The sequence below is a fragment of the Enterococcus sp. DIV0802b genome (genome assembly GCF_050543535.1).
GTDB classification, from domain to species: Bacteria; Bacillota; Bacilli; order Lactobacillales; family Enterococcaceae; genus Enterococcus_D; species Enterococcus_D entomosocium.
This window is the reverse complement of the sequence record NZ_CP172941.1, coordinates 3,528,722-3,548,644: the sequence shown is the minus strand read 5'-3', so window position 1 is coordinate 3,548,644 and position 19,923 is coordinate 3,528,722. Positions and strand designations below refer to the sequence as shown.

The window sequence follows — 19,923 nt, the reverse complement described above, 5'->3', positions numbered from 1 at the left end:
CCCCCGTTCTATCGGATATGTCCATGAAATGAAATGGAGGGAACCTTTTTTGATCGATGTAAATAAATTCGAAAGTATGCAAATCGGTTTGGCTTCTCCTGAAAAAATCAGAAGCTGGTCTTATGGTGAAGTAAAAAAACCAGAAACCATTAACTACCGTACGTTAAAACCTGAACGCGAAGGGTTGTTTGACGAGCGTATTTTCGGTCCAACCAAAGACTGGGAATGTGCTTGCGGCAAATACAAACGGATCCGCTATAAAGGCATCGTTTGTGACCGTTGCGGCGTGGAAGTAACACGTTCAAAAGTGCGTCGTGAACGCATGGGACACATTGAACTAGCAGCACCAGTATCACACATTTGGTACTTCAAAGGCATTCCTTCACGGATGGGTCTTGTCTTAGACATGAGCCCACGTGCATTGGAAGAAATCATCTACTTTGCTTCATACGTAGTGATTGAACCAGGAAACACCAGCCTTGAGAAAAAACAACTATTGACTGAACGGGAATACCGTGAAAAACGTGACCAATACGGTCAAGAATTTTCAGCAGCAATGGGTGCCGAAGCCATCAAACAATTATTAGATGGCGTTGATCTTGAAGGCGAAGTTGCTGAATTAAAAGAAGAATTGAAAAACGCGACTGGTCAAAAACGGACCCGTGCGATCCGCCGTTTGGATATCTTAGAAGCATTCCGTGCTTCAGGAAACAAACCAAGCTGGATGGTCATGGACGTTATCCCAGTTATCCCGCCTGATTTGCGTCCAATGGTGCAATTAGAAGGTGGACGTTTTGCCACAAGTGACTTGAACGACTTGTATCGTCGTGTAATCAACCGTAACAACCGTTTGAAACGCTTGTTAGATTTGAATGCACCAAACATCATCGTTCAAAATGAAAAACGGATGCTGCAAGAAGCAGTTGATGCCTTGATCGATAACGGTCGTCGCGGCCGTCCAGTTGCAGGACCAGGGAACCGCCCATTGAAATCTCTTTCTCACATGTTGAAAGGGAAACAAGGTCGTTTCCGTCAAAACTTGCTAGGAAAACGGGTCGACTACTCAGGTCGTTCAGTTATCGTCGTTGGTCCATTCCTTAAAATGTACCAATGTGGTCTGCCAAAAGAAATGGCGATCGAATTGTTCAAACCATTCGTGATGCGGGAACTTGTTTCTCGTGAAATCGCGTCAAACATCAAAAATGCCAAACGCAAAATCGAACGTCAAGAAGACGAAGTTTGGGATGTCTTAGAAGATGTCATCAGAGAACATCCAGTGCTATTGAACCGGGCACCTACGCTTCACAGATTAGGTATCCAAGCATTTGAACCCGTCTTAGTTGAAGGCCGTGCCATTCGTTTGCACCCACTTGTTTGTGAAGCCTACAATGCCGATTTCGATGGAGACCAAATGGCCGTTCACGTACCATTGAACGAAGAAGCGCAAGCAGAAGCACGTATGCTGATGTTAGCAGCCCAAAACATTTTGAATCCAAAAGACGGAAAACCAGTTGTAACACCATCTCAGGATATGGTCCTAGGGAACTACTACTTGACGATGGAAGAAGAAGGCCGTGAAGGGGAAGGCATGATCTTCCGTGACATGGACGAAGCAGTTACGGCATGGCGCAATGGCTACGTGCATTTACACACACGGATCGCCATCAATCCAAACACTTTAGGGGACAAACCATTCACGTCTGAACAAAAACAACGCTTGATGGTAACAACGGTGGGTAAAGTGATCTTTAACTCGATCATGCCACCAGAATTCCCATTCTTGAACGAACCGACAGACTACAACTTGACGGTTCAAACACCAGACAAGTACTTTATTGAAGCTGGTACAGATGTGCCTGCCTTCATCAAAGAACAAGAGCTTGTTGGCCCATTCAAGAAGAAAAACTTAGGAAACATCATTTCAGAAGTCTTCAAACGTTTCCGCATCACTGAAACGTCACGCATGCTTGACCGCATGAAAGACTTAGGATACAGCCACTCAACAATGGCGGGTATCACCGTTGGTATCGCTGATATCATGAACTTGCACGAAAAACATGAAATCATCGACAATGCCCACAAGCAAGTAGAAACGATCACGAAACAATTCCGTCGTGGATTGATTACCGATGACGAGCGTTATGAACGAGTTATTGGCGTTTGGAATGCAGCCAAAGATGAAATTCAGTTAAAACTGATGGAATCATTGGAAGCGAAAAACCCAATCTTCATGATGTCTGATTCCGGTGCCCGTGGTAACATCTCCAACTTTACTCAGCTTGCTGGGATGCGTGGATTGATGGCCGCGCCTAACGGACGAATCATGGAATTGCCGATCATCTCAAACTTCCGTGAAGGTCTATCTGTCTTAGAAATGTTTATCTCGACCCATGGTGCCCGTAAAGGGATGACCGATACCGCCTTGAAAACAGCCGATTCCGGTTACTTGACACGTCGTCTCGTTGACGTTGCCCAAGATGTTATCATCCGTGAAGACGATTGTGGTACTGACCGTGGTTTAGACATTCAAGCAATTCGCGAAGGAAACGAGATCATCGAATCCTTAGAAGAACGTTTGATTGGACGTTACACACGTAAATCAGTGATCCATCCTGAAACTGGCGAAGTCCTTCTAGGGGTCAATGAATTGATCACTGAAGATTTAGCTAAAGCCATCGTGGACGCTGGTATCGAAACAGTATCCATTCGCTCTGTCTTTACATGTAACACCAAACATGGTGTATGTAAACATTGTTATGGCCGCAACTTAGCTACTGGTTCTGAAGTTGAAGTTGGGGAAGCAGTCGGTACCATCGCTGCCCAATCAATCGGTGAACCTGGTACTCAGTTGACCATGCGTACCTTCCATACCGGCGGGGTTGCCGGAGACGATATCACGCAAGGTCTCCCTCGTGTCCAAGAAATCTTTGAAGCCCGTAATCCGAAAGGACAAGCGGTCATTACCGAAGTTACCGGAGAAGTCATCGATATCTCAGAAGACCCTTCAACTCGGACCAAAGAAGTGACTATCAAAGGGGAAACCGATACGCGTACGTATACCGTTCCTTATACTGCCCGGATGAAAGTAGCAGAAGGCGACTTTATCCATCGTGGTGCGCCATTGACGGAAGGATCGATCGATCCAAAACAACTGTTACAAGTTCGCGATGTCTTGTCTGTTGAAAACTACCTATTACGAGAAGTTCAACGCGTTTACCGGATGCAAGGGGTAGAAATCGGCGACAAACATATCGAAGTAATGGTTCGTCAAATGCTGCGTAAAGTCCGCGTCATGGATCCAGGTGATTCAGGCATCTTGCCAGGAACATTGTTGGATATCGCCGACTTTAAAGACCGCAACTACGACACATTGGTAGCCGGCGGCGTTCCTGCAACTAGCCGTCCAGTCCTACTAGGGATCACGAAAGCATCCTTGGAAACCAACAGCTTCTTGTCTGCTGCGTCCTTCCAAGAAACCACTCGTGTGTTGACCGATGCAGCGATTCGCGGCAAGAAAGATCCACTTCTTGGATTGAAAGAAAATGTTATCATCGGTAAGATCATCCCAGCTGGTACTGGTATGCCTCGTTACCGTGAAATGGAACCAAAAGAAGTAACAGTTGCCAGCGAAAATGTCTACAGCATCTCAGACATCGAAGCACAAATGGCTGCTGAAGACGCATTGAATAGCCAAAACTAATCAATGCCCAGCACCTGATTGACTCAGTGTGACGGAAAAGCTTGTCATTCTTCGGAATGGCAAGCTTTTTTTGTTTAGCAAAAGGAAATATCACGAAAATGAATGCGCCCTTCTTTCATCCTAGAAAAGGGGCATTTGGGACGATTGATGAAAGCGTTATTTTTAAAATGTCCAAATCAGTGGACATCGATTAAGAATTACTAGAGCCAAAGAAGGCTATAGTAAAGATACGGAGGGAGACAGTATGAAGCTGAGCAAGAGAGAAACACGTTTGATTGAGCAGTTTATGATACAGGGGATGAATTTGACCGCTAATGAACTAGCCACAGCTGCTAAGGTTTCAACAAAAACCATTTATCGGACGATCAAGCGGATCAATGAGGCTGCTGGTTCAGAAATCATTCGGTCTGAAATCGGCAAAGGATTTTGTTTGGATTATGAAGCGTATCTCAAAGGCACGATTGAAAATCAAGAAACGGATCAACATGATGAGCCGCTTGAGCGGCGTCATGCGATTGCACTGCATGTATTGTTTAAATCACCAAAGCGATTAATGATCAAAGAGCTGTTCGCCCCTTACTATTTGAGTGAAGCAGTGATAAGTAGTGATATCAATCGTCTTTCGGAATATTTTCAGTACTTTGAACTCCAGTTGATCCGATCCGATAAGAGAATTGCAGTGATTGGTACCGAAAAAAATATCCGTCGCTGTGTCAGTGATCTCTTTACGAAAAACCATGTGTGGAATGAAGAAATGGTCGCGCAAAAATATCCCATCAATGCCTTTGATATCAACTTTATTACCTCCATTCTTGAATTCATTGAGCGAAAACTCGCGAACAGTATTGCGTATCCTTACAATATGAATATTTTCTCGCATCTGTATATTCTGATTTTACGAATGAGAGAAGGAGAAATTGACCGCGAAGAGATAATTGAGGGTTTAGATGAGGAAGAACAGCATTTGATTGAACAGCACCAAGAGTTTTATCAAATTGCCAAACAAGTGATTGAAAAAATCAATGCCTATCTCGTGACGGAGCTACCAGAAAGTGAGGTATTTTATCTCTACCAGTATCTAGTGTCTTCCAGAGTGGAAAACAAACCCTTGGCAATGACCAATCTGACAAAAGAAGCCAGCGAAATCACGGAGTTTTTTACTAAGCGGATGGAAAAAGCACTGGGTATCAAATTGAACCAGCAAACAGACAAGACCAATCTACTTTGCCATATCCAGCCGATGCTCTATCGGCTAAAAAATAAAATCATCGTGAAAAATGGGCTGCTAAATGACATTCAACTAGAGTACCCAAGGATTTTTGAGCAAGTGGCACAAGTCAGCAAGGAAGTGGAGCAAACCTATGGAACGAATCCCATATCGGAAGACGAGATTGGTTTCTTGGTTCTGTATTTTGTGAAATTTAAAGTCATTCGTCGGCGCAGACAGCGAGTCTTAATCATGTGCAGCAGCGGCGTAGGGACCTCTGAACTGCTGAAAGTCAAAGTCCAACGGGCATTTCCAGAGTTGGATATCGTGGATGTGCTTTCCGCTCGGATGTATCGAAAGCATGCGCAAGACTACCAGGATATCGATCTGATCTTAACCACCATTAATTTGCCAGTAGAAACGAAGGTGCCGACGATTTTAGTCAATTCGGTATTTACCAAACAGGATGAAAAGCGAGTCAAACAACTATTAGGAGAGATGTAAAGATGAAAAACGAAAGCCAAACGATCCAAACGTTCAGCATCGCAGATGTAATCAATCCCAATCTTATCAAGATGGAAATGGAAGCGAATTCAAAAGAAGAAGCGATCACTGAACTGTCTGAACTTTTATATGAAAACCAGATAATTACCGATTTAGCAGGGTTCACCCAAGATGTCTTTGCCCGAGAAACGGAAGGAATGACCGGTATCGGACATGGCTTAGCAATCCCACATGGAAAGTCAGACAGTGTGAAAAAGACTTCTTTAGTGATCGGAAAAACCAAGCGTCCGCTTGAATGGGAGTCCATCGATGAAGCGCCCGTTCAAGTAATTATCTTGTTTGCAGTCAAAAATACCGATGCCAATACGATGCATATCAAGCTGCTGCAAAAGGTAGCGATGCTACTAGCGGATGAATCGTTTATTGATCGTCTCGTTGCGTCAGGGACCAAGGATCAAATGATGGCCTTGCTTGCAAAAGATCCAATGGCAGAAAACTAAGAAAGGGGGAGAAGAGATGAAAATCGTTGGTGTAGCTGCTTGTACTTCAGGAATCGCTCATACGTATATTGCTAAGCAAAAAATCGAAACAGCTGCGAAAGAACTTGGTCATGAAGTCCATATCGAAACCCAAGGAACCATCGGGACAGAAAGTGAATTGACGGAAGCAGCTATTCAGGCAGCTGATGTTGTCATTATTGCGGCAGATATTAAAATCGGCGGCAGAGACCGCTTTGAAGGCAAGCGAATAGTAGAAATTCCAACTAGTATGGTGATCAAAGCGCCTAAGCGTTTGCTTGAAACGATTGAAGAAAAATTAAATCAGGGATGAATCAATAAATGTTCCGACAATTCAAATTTAAAGGGGGATGAAACAAATGATGAAACAGCTGCAGTTGAAAAAACATGCCTTAACCGCCATCTCGTATATGCTGCCGGTCGTTGTAACAGCTGGACTTTTGATCGCTATCGGCAATCTTGCCAACGGCACGGTCATTGAAAATTACGATGCTGCCTATACGATCCCGGATGCACTGGTCTCGCTGGGCGTTTTAGGGATGGGGCTGCTGGCGCCAGTGATCGCTGCCGCAATCGCCTATTCCATTGCCGATCGTCCAGGAATCGCTCCGGGACTCTTTATGGGACTGATTGCCAATGCGATTGGCGCAGGCTTTTTAGGGGGAATGTTAGGAGGCTATCTCGCAGGTTATCTGGTCTTATTCTTAGTAAAAAACCTTAAAGTACCACGTTGGGCACAAGGTCTGATGCCAATGATGATCGTACCGGTCTTGTCGACACTGATCGTCGGTGCTTTGATGTTCTTCGTCATCGGTGTACCGATCGTGTGGGCTACGGAGGCGTTGACTACTTTCTTAACGAATCTGCAAGGCTCGGGGAATTTCTTATTTGGCGCGATTGTCGGTGGCATGGCTGCCTTTGATTTTGGCGGACCCGTCAACAAAGTCGCCTCGCTATTTGCTGATGGTCTATTACTGGAAGGCATTCAAGAACCCGAAGCCGTGAAAATTTTAGCCTCAATGGTGCCTCCCTTTGGTGTTACGATCTCTTGGGGCCTCTCTCGTCTCTTACGCCGGCCCAAATATTCTACGGAAGAAGAAGACAACATCAAGATCGCTTTTCCAATGGGCCTTTGTATGATTACAGAAGGAGTGATCCCGATCGCTGCCGTCGACCCGTTTCGCGTCATTTTTTCTTGTACGGTCGGAGCAGCCGTCGGCGGTGGTCTAAGCATGGTTTGGGGCGTCGGTTCACCAGTGCCATCTGGTGGGGTCTTCATCATTCCTGCCATGACGGATCCACTGAAATTTACCATCGCACTCCTGATTGGTTCTGCCATCACCGGTGTTTTGCTGTTTGCATTGAAAAAGGCACCCGTGGAAATGCCGATCATGGAAGAGGAAGAAGACATTGACTTTTCGTCGATTGAAATTTCCTAAAAAAAGGAGCGAAGAAGATGTATGTATCAATGAAAGAGATGCTGCAAAAAGCCAATCGAGAAAACTATGCGGTTATGGCCATCAATTGTTTCAACCTGGAAACCGCTAAAGCAGTGATCGATGCCGCTGCAGAATCACATGCACCCATCATCGTGGATTTGCTGCAAGACCATTTAAAGACCCATCTAGATCATCGTTACTTAACCCAGCCGATCATTCGAATGGCGGAAAATGCCAATGTGGAGGTTGCCATCAATCTGGATCACGGACAGGATATCGCCTTCGTCAAACAATGTCTCCATGAAGGGTTCTCAAGCGTCATGATGGATGCCTCTATGCATCCTTTAGAAAAAAACATCGCCATCACCAAAGAGATCGTACAGTTTGCGCAAGCCTATAATGCAAGTGTCGAAGCAGAAGTTGGGGACATGGGAGCAGTGGCTGGGGATCAGTTTACTAGCGATGGGATGTATACCGATCCAGAGGAAGCCATCCATTTTATTCGAGCAACCGGGGTCGACTGTCTCGCCCTTTCTTACGGCTCCAGTCATGGGGATTATCCAGCAGGATATCGCCCGGCATTTCGCTTTGACATCGTTCAAACAATCAAAGAAGCCACTGACCTACCGCTGGTTTTGCATGGCGGCTCGGGAGCCGGCAGTGAAAATATCTTGCGTTCCGTGGCATTAGGGATCAATAAGATCAATGTAGGGGCTGATTTTATGAAAGCCCAGAGAAATGCCCTGCACCAACAGCTGAATGCTTGTCCGGAAAGCGATTATCCGACCCTGGTCCACCAAACCATCGAAGCAGGAAAAGCAGTCGTCAAAGAGTATATCGAATTATCTGGATCAAAAAACAAATCACTTTAAAAAGATTGGAGCACACTTATATGTTGATCAATATGAAACAATTACTGACCGTTGCCAAAGAAAATCAATTTGCCGTTGGTGCCTTTAACGTCGCAGACAGTAACTTCTTACGCGTCGTTATCGAAGCAGCGGAAGAAAACGATGCACCAGCCATCATTGCGATCCACCCAACAGAATTGGCCTTTACAAAGGATGAATTTTTCCACTATGCAGTTTCCAGAGCGAAAAACAGTTCTGTGCCGATCGTGATCCATATGGATCATGGCGACAGTCTGGCGAGTATCATGCGGGCGATCCATTGCGGGTTCAGCTCAGTGATGATTGATGGGTCGTTGCTGCCTTTTGAAGAAAATATTGCTCTGACAAAACAGATTACCGAGATTTGCCATCCGATTGGGGTTTCTGTCGAAGGCGAGCTGGGAACGATCGGTAATACCGGAACCTCCGTTGAAGGGGGCGTCTCCGAAGTGATTTATACTCGTCCAGAAGATGCACAAGAATTCATTGAGAAGACAGGCATTGACACTCTGGCAGTTGCGATTGGAACTGCCCATGGTATTTATCCGAAAGATATCAAACCGGAATTAAAAATGGATGTCTTACAAGAAATCAAAGATCGTGTCGATATCCCATTGGTGTTGCATGGCGGATCGGCCAATCCCGATGAAGAAATCGCTCAGGCAGTGGCAATCGGTATCCAAAAAGTAAATATCTCCTCTGATTATAAATACGCCTTTTACAAAAAATGCCGTCAAATTTTAGCTGAAACAGAATTATGGGATCCAAATGCTATTTACCCAGAATGCATTGAGGCAGCCAAAACAGTGGTTACGCAAAAAATGTCCCTCTTCAATGCAATTGGGAAAGCAGCTCTGTATCGCCAGCAAAATATCCAGCCATGGCGTAGTGAACAAAACTAAACAGCAAACAAATAATGGAAACACCCTCGAAAATCGCTAAATTGCGGCTTTTCAAGGGTGTTTTTTTATTGTGCATTCTTTTCTTGCAGCATATGAATCCCCTTTTCCTGAACCTGCCGAGCGATAAACGCCAAGTCATTCGAAGTCAGGTTGATGTCTGCATAATGAAACAAGTTTTTTCTGCAGGAGGGGGTCAGATTGCCGATGATCAAATCATACGTCTCGTCCAGTTTGGTCAGAGAAAACGAGTCCAGAGGATTTAAAATCGTGATGGTTAGCTGATAAGGAATAAACTGTTGGATTTTCGTTTGGATAAATTCCGTATGGTAACTATTCGTATCATAAAACAAAGCTAAGCGAAAGCCAGCATTGGCATCGATGATTTCTTTAGCGAAATTTGGGAAAGATATATGGAAAATATAAATCAGGTAATTGATCGTACTTGGTCGAATGATCGGTAAATTTGAATGGGTCAAAAGGTGAACGATGTCTCGATTGACTGCCTGTTGGACCAAATCACAGTTGTTGACAAAACGAGCAAAGCGATCATCCAAGATGCAGTAAGGAACGTGCAAGTTGATCCCAAGAAAATAAGAAAAGACCACAGCGTCGAGTTTCTCTTCAAAGTTGGCTTCATGATAGTTGTACTTTTTAAATATATGTTTGGTCATTTGATAAAATTCTTGTTTGGTCTTGCGAAAGACGTCGGGGTCTTGACCAATGTGGGTCGTGACATAACCGACCATTTTCTCGACGTAGGCCCGACTGTAGCCGGTAAATTCGCTCAAATCGATTTTCTCTAAGAAATATTCGACGTGGTTTCCATTGGGGTTGGAGGCGTATAGGCGATCACGCTTCGTATTGACATAGATCACAAAAGCGATTTTTTTGATGTCGGAAAAATAAAGTTTTAAGGGCGTCGCAGCCGCCATGATACGGGCGATTTTCAAGAAATCCTGTTCTTGGTTGATGTTGGCATCCACAAATTCATACTGGTACTTCTCTAAGAAAAAAATCAGAAAAAACTGGCGAATGTTGTGTTCATTTCCTTTTAACTGGATAGGTTTGGTTGCGATGAAGAAATCATATGGTGCCAGAACCATGTTGATCCTCTTGATCAAACGAATGATCGACGATTTGCTTAAATTTAATTCTAGAGCCAACATATCATAACTAGTGAAACTTGATGAGAAGAGTAGTTCCAATAATTGAAATGCAGAAGAGCGTGTCAAAAACTGGCTGTATACGTCTAGCCGAGTAGCAAAGGGATGCAAGTGTAGGCGAACAGCTGAATAATCGTCAAATTGTAAGTCCAGAAACGAAAATTCATTGTCGATTTCCGCGATATAGGTTTTCGCTGCAGACATTGAAATGGAAAATTTTACTGCCAAATCGTGAAGACTCGTTCCTTGATCGTCTAATAAATACTCAATCAGCTGTAGTTTCTTTTGTGTCGTAGATGATAACAATTTCCGTAACATGATTCCCCCTGAGCCCCCTTTTAAGTAAATAGTATCACGTTTTTACATGTATTCAAAAAAATTGCGTGCTGTATTTTTTTTGAATACATCCCACCCCCAAATTTTGGGAAAATAGGAGTGTGGAATAGTAGTAACAAGTTTGATAAAAGTAGCATAAACCAAAATGATTGAACCTTAGGAAGGAGGCAAAAAGCAGTTGTTTGTTGGATATTTTGCTCATTGTTGAACAATGTTATTCGTCGAGCGCTTCCGAGATCAATTGAAAAACTTTATAAAAAAGGAATGAACAATTATGAAAAAACAATTTTCTATCTATATATGTTTGCTAGTCTTGCTTGGTTCCATTCTTTGTGAACCAACGATCATACTAGCAGAAGCAATCAACACAAACGAAAGTACCGAAAGAACGACTGAAATGCTGGAAAGTACCGAGCCTGAGACCGGAACGATCGATACGGAAAAAGCACCTACGGATTCATCAACAGCGGGAGCAGTTCAGTCAGAAACGAGTCAAGCAGAAGAAGAACAAGCAACCGTCCCTAGTGAAAGTCAAGCAACCCAAGCATCTTCGACACTGAATCAAAACAGCATTCAACCCCGAGCACCAGATACTGAGGCGGAAACGGAAGCTTCTACTACCGCTGAGAATCTTAGTGCCAACCTAAACGAACGGGGAGTACAACTTTTTGACAATGTCCGAATTACTGACTTAAACGATCAACCCTTCACTGCCGAAAATCCACCGATGTATAACGGCAACATCAAAATTCATTTTGACTGGTCGTTAGCAGATACGGAAGAAATTCGCGCTGGCGATTATTATACGTATCAATTACCGGAATATTTTGCTATTCATAACACCGTTAGCGGCGAATTGACCCGTTCTGGCGGGCAATCGATCGGAACCTTTACCTTAGCACTCGATGGCACGTTGACTGTTACTTTTAACGAAGCGGCACAAACACTTTCCAACCGCTCAGGGACTATCGATCTAATTACGGAATTAAGTGTGAGCACTGTCACCGAAGAAGTGACGATTCATACTGGGATCTACGATGAAGATGGCCATGAGATCATCATTACATTGCCTATTTATGAAGTCGACATCATTAAGACTGGTAACGTGACTTCCGGCGGTTCAGTGGTTTGGGAAATTATTTTTAACCAAACCAGTCGTGAATTGCATGATGTGGTGATCACCGATAAAATGCCTCAAGGTTTGTCTTATAGTACTTCGACAGGCTACTTGTACGATGAAGCCACCGAGGAGTGGGTTCGTACCGATGGCTTATATACCTTTAACAGCGTCAACAACACGTTTACCTTCAATCAAACGGTTAATCAACCGGTTCGAATCGTCATCAATAGTGCAGTCACCGATCCAACGGCTTCTTCTTTCAAAAACACGGCAACAATCAACGGCAGCGATTTTACAGAAAAAACTGCAGAAGCAACGGTTACTTACGATGAGCAATCGGAATACAAACGGTTCAAAGGCTATGATCAAGAAACGAAACGAGCATCATGGGAAATTTCCGTCACATTGGACAAAGACCAAGCCAGAGTTTTGGATCAGACCTATTCAGGAACGGATCCTGAAAAAGCCCTACACTTTTTTGTTCCAGAGACTTTGGTGATCACTGACAAAGATGGTAACTCGATCCCAACAGAAGATTGGTCCTTTGATGGGACGTACCAGCTGGATAAAGAGGGGGAAATCGTCCGCTTTGGCATCACGTTTGCCAAAGCTGGTTACTACAAGATCCAATACGATACCCAGTTGTATGAATCTGTTCTAGCTGATACTCGTATTTACAACTACGCTTCGATCCGCGACAATCAAAATAGCTCGTTGACGGGCAGTGGGACAGTGACGCCAACCAAAACGATCGGTGTCGTGAAAACAGCTGGCACCAAAGACTATGAAACGAAGACTGTCGCATGGAAAATTGATGCCAATACCAATCAGCAAAAAGTTAGCGACCTGATTATAGAAGACCGCTATCAATTGATCTCTGGCGCAAACAGTAGTGCGTTAGCTTTATTGGCGGATACGCTAGTAGTGACAGCCAGCGGCGTGACCGAGCCTTTAGAGCTCAATACCGACTATACGCTAGAGCTAATCACAGAAACGAAAACACTAGCCGATGGCTCAACGAAGGAACTTGAGACTGGTTTTCGGATCAAGCTGCAAGGGACGTACCAAATGACCTCGGCAACGATCACGGTTAATTTCAAAACTAGCTTCGATGTTTCACAGCAGATCGCATTAGGAAGTTCTAGCAGTCGTTTTAGTAATGCAGCGTTTGTCCATTATAAAGATGAAGCCGGCAATACGTTCACGGAAGCCTCTGAATCCAATACTTGGATGGATACCAACTGGTTAAAAAATGCCTTGAAATACGGCCTATTTATTGGTGAAGGGGAAGATGTCGCCAAAGCGATTACTGCCGTATTAGGTCGGAACTTAGGAACTATTTTTGATGAGCAGACCGCCTCTAGCGATCAAGTCTATTGGATGGGGCTATTCAATACGTACAAAGAAAAAATCAACAAAGATGCAATCATCACGGACCAGCTGCAAGAAGGCCAAACCTTGAAAGACTTGGCGCTTTACACGGTCACAGTAACTGGGTATACGACGCAAGTCAGAGCACTGAAAGAGCAATTGGTGCTAAACGAGGATTACAGTTACACTTATGACCCTGACTCGAAGACAGTTACGATCACCTTGCTGAAAGAAACGTCAGAAACACTGGCGGTCTTCTTGGCAACGGAAGCAGCGGAAGATGTATTTACCTACAAAAATACCATCACGTTGACAGACAACGATACAACGTTGACCGCGGATGGCCAAGCCGATAAGTCGGCGAAAACGGACTGGTTGATGAAAAACGGTAGTCAGAATGCCGACAACAATCGGTTGATCGATTGGGAAATCATGATCAACGCTGACAGTCGAAAAATCCACAATGCGGTGGTCACCGATACCATCAACTACAATCAACACACCTTTTTACGAGATGCCGACGATGCCGTGATCGTAGATGTGTATGAAGCGGTCTTAAACAATGGCACGTGGGAAAAAGGAGAAAAAGTCACCTTCACCAACGAGGACAATCCGAAAATCACCTCGGATGTGGTAGCAGGGACGCAATCGTTAGTGATCGCTTTTGAAGAAATGATTGATAAACCATACTTTATTGTTTATCAAACACAGCTTGATCCCGGGATTTTGAACAATGAACGGGTGGTCAACAGTGTCAATTTGACGGGTAGTGAGATCGAGATTCACACAGTGACCAAAGAAATCACTATCAAATCGACAGATGGCAGCGGAACGTCTTCTGGGACGAACGGCTCTTTGACGATCATGAAATACGATGCAGACGGCACCAAAGAACGAGGGATCGATAAAGAAGCGGTTTTCCAATTAAGCCGCAAAAATGCGCAAAATACCTATGAAGTCATCTTGTCGAATCTGGTGGTCAAAAACAATCAGATCATGGAAAACGGCAACGCCATTGATCGGATCGACAATCTGCGTTACGGCGATTATATGATCCAAGAAATCACCGCACCGGAAGGATACGAACGAGATGCGACTCAGTACACCTTCACTATTTCTGATAAGCAAGTCAATTATGTCTTTGAACTAGCCAACAAGCGGGAAATCAAAGAAACGACCCACGCCTTGAATGTTCAGAAGCTGCTTGATGGGCGCGAGCTAAAAGATGGCGAATTTACGTTCCAGCTAGTGGATGAAACTGGCTCTGTGATTTTAACACAAACCAATGACGGCAACGGTCAAGTTGCCTTTGACGCCATCACTTACAACGAGCCTGGCGAATACCATTACACGATTCGGGAAAAAGCCGGCGATGATCCAACCATCACCTATAGCGACAAAGAACTAAAGGTAACCGTGACCGTCACTGAAGAAGATAGCCAGTTGATTGCGAAAGCAGTCTATGAAGGCAATCAAGTCTTCGAAAATGACTATACGCCAAAAGCTGGCGAAGTGGTGCTGAATGCTGAGAAAGTATTGACCGGCCGCACGTTGGAAGCCAACGAGTTTGCCTTTGAACTGGTAGATGAAGAAGGAACTGTTCTTCAAACAAAAGCCAATGATGCCACTGGCAAGATCTACTTTGACGCGCTCCCTTACGAGGAAGCAGGTGAGTACCACTACACCATCCGTGAGAAAGCAGGAACTGACGGTACCATCACTTACGATGCAAAAGAACTAGCGGTAGTCGTGACCGTCACCGATGAAGACGGACAATTGACCGCAGTGGCGGAATATGAAGGCAACCAAGTCTTTGAAAATGACTATACGCCAAAAGCTGGCGGAGTGGTGCTGAATGCTGAGAAAGTATTGACGGGCCGCACGCTGGAAGCCAACGAGTTTGCCTTTGAGCTAGTCGGTGAAGCAGGTAACGTGTTGCAGACGAAAACCAATGACGCAACCGGACAAATCTACTTCGATGAATTAACGTATGACGAAGTCGGCGAATACCGCTACACGATTCGAGAAAAAGCTGACGCAGATAGTACCATTACCTATGACATGAAAGAAATTGGCGTTGTCGTGAAAGTCACCGATGAAGACGGGCAACTGGTGGCAAAAGCAACGTATGATGGCAATGCGATCTTTGAAAACGACTATACGCCACAAGCTGGTAGTGTCGTACTGAGTGCCGAGAAAGTATTGACCGGACGCACCTTACAAGCTGACGAATTTGCCTTTGAACTGGTAGATGAAGAAGGAACTGTTCTTCAAACAAAAGCCAACGATGCAACTGGCAAGATCTACTTTGACGCGCTCCCTTACGAGGAAGCCGGTGAGTATCACTACACTATTCGTGAGAAAGCAGGAACTGACGGTACCATCACTTACGATGCAAAAGAACTAGCGGTAGTCGTTACCGTCACTGATGAAGACGGACAGTTGACCGCAGTGGCAGAATACGAAGGCAACCAAGTCTTTGAAAACAGCTACCAACCAAAAGCTGGCAGTGTCGTACTGAGTGCCGAAAAAGTATTGACCGGCCGCACGTTGGAAGCCAACGAGTTTGCCTTTGAACTGGTAGATGAAGAAGGAACTGTTCTTCAAACAAAAGCCAATGATGCAACCGGACAAATCTACTTCGACGCTCTCGCCTATGAGGAAGCTGGCGAATACCGCTATACCATCCGTGAGCAAGCAGGAAACGATGGCACCATCACTTACGATACGAGAGAACTGGCAGTAGTCGTTACCGTCACCGATGAAGACGGACAGTTGACCGCAGTGGCGGAATATGAAGGCAACCAAGTCTTTGAAAACAGCTACCAACCAAAAGCCGGCAGTGTTGTACTAAGTGCCGAGAAAGTATTGACCGGTCGTACGCTACAAGCAAATGAATTCGACTTTGAACTAGTCGATGAAGAAGGGAACATTCTTCAAACAAAAGCCAATGATGCAACTGGCAAGATCTACTTTGACGCGCTCCCTTACGAAGAAACAGGTGAGTACCACTACACCATTCGTGAGAAAATAGACAGCGATGGCACTATCACGTACGATACAAAAGAACTAGCGGTAGTCGTGACCGTCACCGATGAAGACGGACAGTTGACCGCAGTGGCAGAATACGAAGGCAACCAAGTCTTTGAAAACAGCTATCAACCAAAGGCTGGTAGTGTCGTATTGAATGCCGAGAAAGTCTTAACTGGTCGTACACTACAAGCAAATGAATTCGATTTTGAACTAGTCGATGAAGACGAAACTGTACTTCAAACAAAAGCCAATGATGCAACCGGACAAATCTACTTTGACGCTCTCGCCTATGATGAAACAGGTGAGTACCACTACACCATTCGTGAGAAAGCAGGAACTGACGGTACCATCACCTACGATACGAAAGAACTGGCAGTAGTCGTAACGGTCACCGATGAAGATGGACAGTTGACGGCAGTGGCGGAGTACGAAGGCAGTCAAGTCTTTGAAAACAGCTATCAGCCACAAGCTGGCAGTGTCGTACTAAGTGCTAAGAAAGCCTTGACGGGTAGAGACTTGCAAGCCAACGAATTCGCATTTGAATTAGTGGATGAAGCTGGAAAGGTTCTGCAAACCCAACGCAATGACGCAAACGGAACGATTACTTTTGATGCATTGACATATGAAGATGCTGGGGAACATCGTTACACGATTCGTGAAAAAGCTGGCAATGACGCAACGATCATCTATGATGAAACCACCTATCAAGTAACGGTCACAGTCAAAGAGCAAGCAGGAAAATTAGTGGCTGAAGCGGAACAAACGGCAGACATGGTATTCAACAACCGTGTCAAAGAAGGCAAAACAACGAAGCCGGGCACTGGCAACTTACCGAAAACCAATGACACCACGACCGCTGGTTGGGTCGTCTTGGGACTGTTGTTAGTAGTGATCGCAGTAGGCATCTACCTTGATCGCAAAAAACGGACGCCGTTATCATAGGCAGGGGAAGCAACAGAGCAGAAAGAGAAAGCGGGATGAGGCCAACTTGTCCCGCTTTTTCCTGCCCCGTTTTTCTTCACTTCAAAGAAAAAAAGCGTCAAAAGTATGAAACGCTAGGAAGCGAACAATCAGCAAACCAAGACTCAAGAAGGGAACGAAGGGCAACTGCGCCAATCGTTTCTTCCAGATGCCTTGATAGCTAAAAAAAGCGAGGAGCCCAAGACTACTGGCTACCAGTAAGAGGGCCAAAAGGGTCGTCGGCGTTAGCCAAATACTCCAGCCTGATAGCACTAAGAGATCGCCGCCGCCCATTTTTTCCTGCCAGACAAAAAAGATCAGTGGAACCAGCAAGCCTAAAGACAGCCATTGAAAAGAAGCGCCGCTTCTAAGCTGTGCCAGCGCGAGAAGTAGGTGGCCGGGGTACAGCAGTTGCGGGTAGACGCTATAGTCTATCAAGTCGGTCAAGCTGAGTAAAAAGGCACTGGTCAGCCAGACAAAAGTCAAGAAGCTTTCTGAATCATGAACGGCAACCACGCAAAGTCCGCCATAGCACAAGCAGGTGAAGGCCCAATAAAGTAGGGATGAAAGCCATATTGTAGGAAGGCGAAAAAACCAATGGTTATCCGAAACTTTGTTCACCTTCTGGTAATGAGAACGAGAATCACTTTTTGACGGATTCCAAAACAGGGTTTGTAAGAGCAAAAGCCAAAAGAAGCCGAGTAAAGCGCCTAAAAAAAACACGAAAATCGTCATTTTTCGATCCTCCTTATAAAGAAATACGTAAGAGAGTGAGAAATTTTCTCAAATAGATGATTTTGTTGTACTTTTTATTTGTTTCGTATTATCCTTAAAATAGATAATTTAGAGGAGGAATCGTTATGAAATTTGAACAAACAAAAGAAGTATTAAACCAACTTGTTGCTGATTTAAGCCAAATGGCTATGGTCGTTCACCAAACACACTGGTACATGCGTGGACCTGGCTTTTTGACATTGCATCCAATGATGGACGAATTCATGGATGATCTAAATGAGCAATTGGATGAAGTTTCTGAACGCTTGATTACATTAGACGGTTCACCATATTCAACTTTGCGTGAAATGGCAGAACACACTCAAATCCCTGATGAAGTCGGCAACTGGGACCGCACGATTCCAGAACGCTTAGCTACATTGGTGGAAGGCTACCGTTATTTAGCGGACTTATACCAAAAAGGGATCGAAGTATCTGGTGAAGAAGGCGACGATCCAACTCAAGATATCTTCATCGGCTTCAAAACAGCCATCGAAAAACGTATTTGGATGATCCAAGCGCACTTAGGCGAAGCGCCATTGATCGATCCAGCGAAATCTCGCGTACGTCATTAATCAACAAAAAAACCAGCGAAGAATTTTCTTCGCTGGTTTTTTTACTTGCCCGCCAATAATGTTTTGGCGGCTTCAATTTGCTGTGCCACTTGATCAAAACCGGTGGCGCCATAAGAATGCCGATTTTTGACGGCGGTATAGGAATCAAGTTTTTCAAAAATATCGCTGTCGATGGCAGGATGGATCGCTTGGTATTCTTCCAAGGAAACATCTTGCAGATAGATGCCTTTGCTCAAACACTCGCTGACGAGTTTGCCGACGATCTCATGGGCTTGTCGGAAAGGCACACCTTTGCCAGCTAAGTAATCCGCTAATTCTGTTGCGTTAGAAAAATCCTTTTCAGTGGATTCTTGCATCCGTGCTTGATTGACTTTCATCGTTGCGATCATGCCCGTCATGATCTGCAAGCTTTTCGTGATGGTTTCGGCACTGTCAAACATGCCTTCTTTGTCTTCTTGGAAATCTTTGTTGTACGCCAGCGGCAAACCCTTCATGACCGTCAAAAGACCAAAGAGGTTCCCATAGACACGTCCTGTTTTTCCACGGATCAGCTCCGCCATGTCAGGGTTTTTCTTTTGAGGCATGATGGAGCTGCCGGTGGAGAAGGTATCGGTCAGTTCCACGAATTGGTACTCGTGGCTGCACCAAAGAATCAGCTCTTCACAAAAACGAGACAGATGCATCATCAATAAAGAGGCGTTGCTTAAAAATTCCAAGATAAAATCACGATCGCTGACCGCATCTAGGCTGTTGCTGTAAATATTGCTAAACCCTAACTCTTGAGCGGTGAAATCACGATCGATAGGGAAGGTAGTTCCTGCTAAAGCGGCACTGCCTAAAGGCATCACATCGATGCGACTCAAACTCTCACTGAAACGCTCTTGGTCACGCGTCAGCATACTGTAATAGGCTAAGAGGTGATGGGCAAAAGAAATCGGCTGTGCATGCTGCAGATGGGTATAACCAGGCATGATGGTGTAGATGTTGGCTTCGGCTTGTAAAACCAGCGCTTCTCGCAATTCAGCGATCAAAGTGATCACCTCTTGCACGACTTCTTTTAAATACAAATGCATATCGGTCGCCACTTGGTCATTACGACTACGGGCAGTATGCAATTTGCCTGCCACTGGTCCAATCAATTCATGCAAGAATGTCTCGATGTTTAAATGGATGTCCTCATTTTCAATCGTGAAGGTCAATTCGCCAGCGGCTAATTGCTGTTGAATTGTGGTCAAGCCGCCAATGATCGCTTCGCCATCGGTTTGACTGATGATGCCCGTATGGACCAGCATTTTGACATGTGCCAAACTGCCAAGAATGTCTTGCTTTGCTAACTTTTGATCAAACGTGATGGAAGCCCCAAAAGCATCGATCCATGCTTCGTTTTTCCCATCGAAACGTCCGCCCCATAATTTTGCCATATTCTCACCT

Annotated in this window: 12 protein-coding genes; 9 read left to right on the top strand and 3 right to left on the bottom strand. The window is 44.8% G+C overall.

From position 1 onward, the window contains the following. Nucleotides 1-49: 49 nt before the first annotated feature. From rpoC to IGJ12_RS16535, 7 genes are all read left to right on the top strand, one after another. A complete protein-coding gene (rpoC, locus tag IGJ12_RS16565; RefSeq protein WP_034871965.1) occupies nt 50-3,700 on the top strand; it encodes a DNA-directed RNA polymerase subunit beta' in 3,651 nt (1,216 codons plus the stop codon). Between the two features lie 244 nt (nt 3,701-3,944). Beyond that, on the top strand, nt 3,945-5,411 hold the full coding sequence (locus tag IGJ12_RS16560) for a BglG family transcription antiterminator (RefSeq protein WP_016612077.1): 1,467 nt from the start codon (nt 3,945-3,947) through the stop codon (nt 5,409-5,411). A gap of 2 nt (nt 5,412-5,413) precedes the next feature. Next, nucleotides 5,414-5,911, top strand: coding sequence for a PTS sugar transporter subunit IIA (locus IGJ12_RS16555; protein WP_005230355.1), 498 nt, complete (start codon nt 5,414-5,416; stop codon nt 5,909-5,911). 16 nt (nt 5,912-5,927) lie between these two features. Beyond that, nucleotides 5,928-6,242, top strand: coding sequence for a PTS fructose transporter subunit IIB (locus tag IGJ12_RS16550; RefSeq protein WP_005230357.1), 315 nt, complete (start codon nt 5,928-5,930; stop codon nt 6,240-6,242). A gap of 46 nt (nt 6,243-6,288) precedes the next feature. Next, nucleotides 6,289-7,368: a PTS fructose transporter subunit IIC gene (locus IGJ12_RS16545; protein WP_430619217.1), complete on the top strand. Its 1,080-nt coding sequence runs from the start codon at nt 6,289-6,291 to the stop codon at nt 7,366-7,368. Nucleotides 7,369-7,385: 17 nt separating this feature from the next. Then, nucleotides 7,386-8,240 (top strand): class II fructose-bisphosphate aldolase, encoded by an 855-nt coding sequence (locus tag IGJ12_RS16540; RefSeq protein ID WP_008381753.1) that lies wholly within the window; start codon nt 7,386-7,388, stop codon nt 8,238-8,240. Nucleotides 8,241-8,260: 20 nt separating this feature from the next. Then, nucleotides 8,261-9,160, top strand: coding sequence for a ketose-bisphosphate aldolase (locus tag IGJ12_RS16535; RefSeq protein WP_008381754.1), 900 nt, complete (start codon nt 8,261-8,263; stop codon nt 9,158-9,160). 65 nt (nt 9,161-9,225) lie between these two features. On the opposite strand, the gene IGJ12_RS16530 is transcribed toward IGJ12_RS16535, so the two are convergent. Beyond that, a complete protein-coding gene (locus tag IGJ12_RS16530; RefSeq protein ID WP_244732749.1) occupies nt 9,226-10,641 on the bottom strand; it encodes a helix-turn-helix domain-containing protein in 1,416 nt (471 codons plus the stop codon). A gap of 292 nt (nt 10,642-10,933) precedes the next feature. Between IGJ12_RS16530 and IGJ12_RS16525 the strand changes: the two genes are divergently transcribed. Continuing rightward, entirely contained in the window at nt 10,934-17,125 is a 6,192-nt protein-coding gene (locus IGJ12_RS16525) for a Spy0128 family protein (RefSeq protein WP_430619216.1), read from the top strand. 81 nt (nt 17,126-17,206) lie between these two features. Here IGJ12_RS16525 and IGJ12_RS16520 read toward each other — a convergent pair whose 3' ends face one another. Continuing rightward, nucleotides 17,207-17,878 (bottom strand): prepilin peptidase, encoded by a 672-nt coding sequence (locus IGJ12_RS16520; protein WP_430615822.1) that lies wholly within the window; start codon nt 17,876-17,878, stop codon nt 17,207-17,209. A 125-nt stretch (nt 17,879-18,003) separates the two neighbouring features. Between IGJ12_RS16520 and IGJ12_RS16515 the strand changes: the two genes are divergently transcribed. Next, the gene (locus IGJ12_RS16515; RefSeq protein WP_005230382.1) at nt 18,004-18,492 is read left to right on the top strand and encodes a Dps family protein; all 489 of its coding nucleotides are present in this window, start codon (nt 18,004-18,006) and stop codon (nt 18,490-18,492) included. A 41-nt stretch (nt 18,493-18,533) separates the two neighbouring features. Here IGJ12_RS16515 and argH read toward each other — a convergent pair whose 3' ends face one another. Further along, a complete protein-coding gene (gene argH, locus IGJ12_RS16510) occupies nt 18,534-19,913 on the bottom strand; it encodes an argininosuccinate lyase (protein ID WP_430619215.1) in 1,380 nt (459 codons plus the stop codon). Nucleotides 19,914-19,923: the final 10 nt, after the last annotated feature.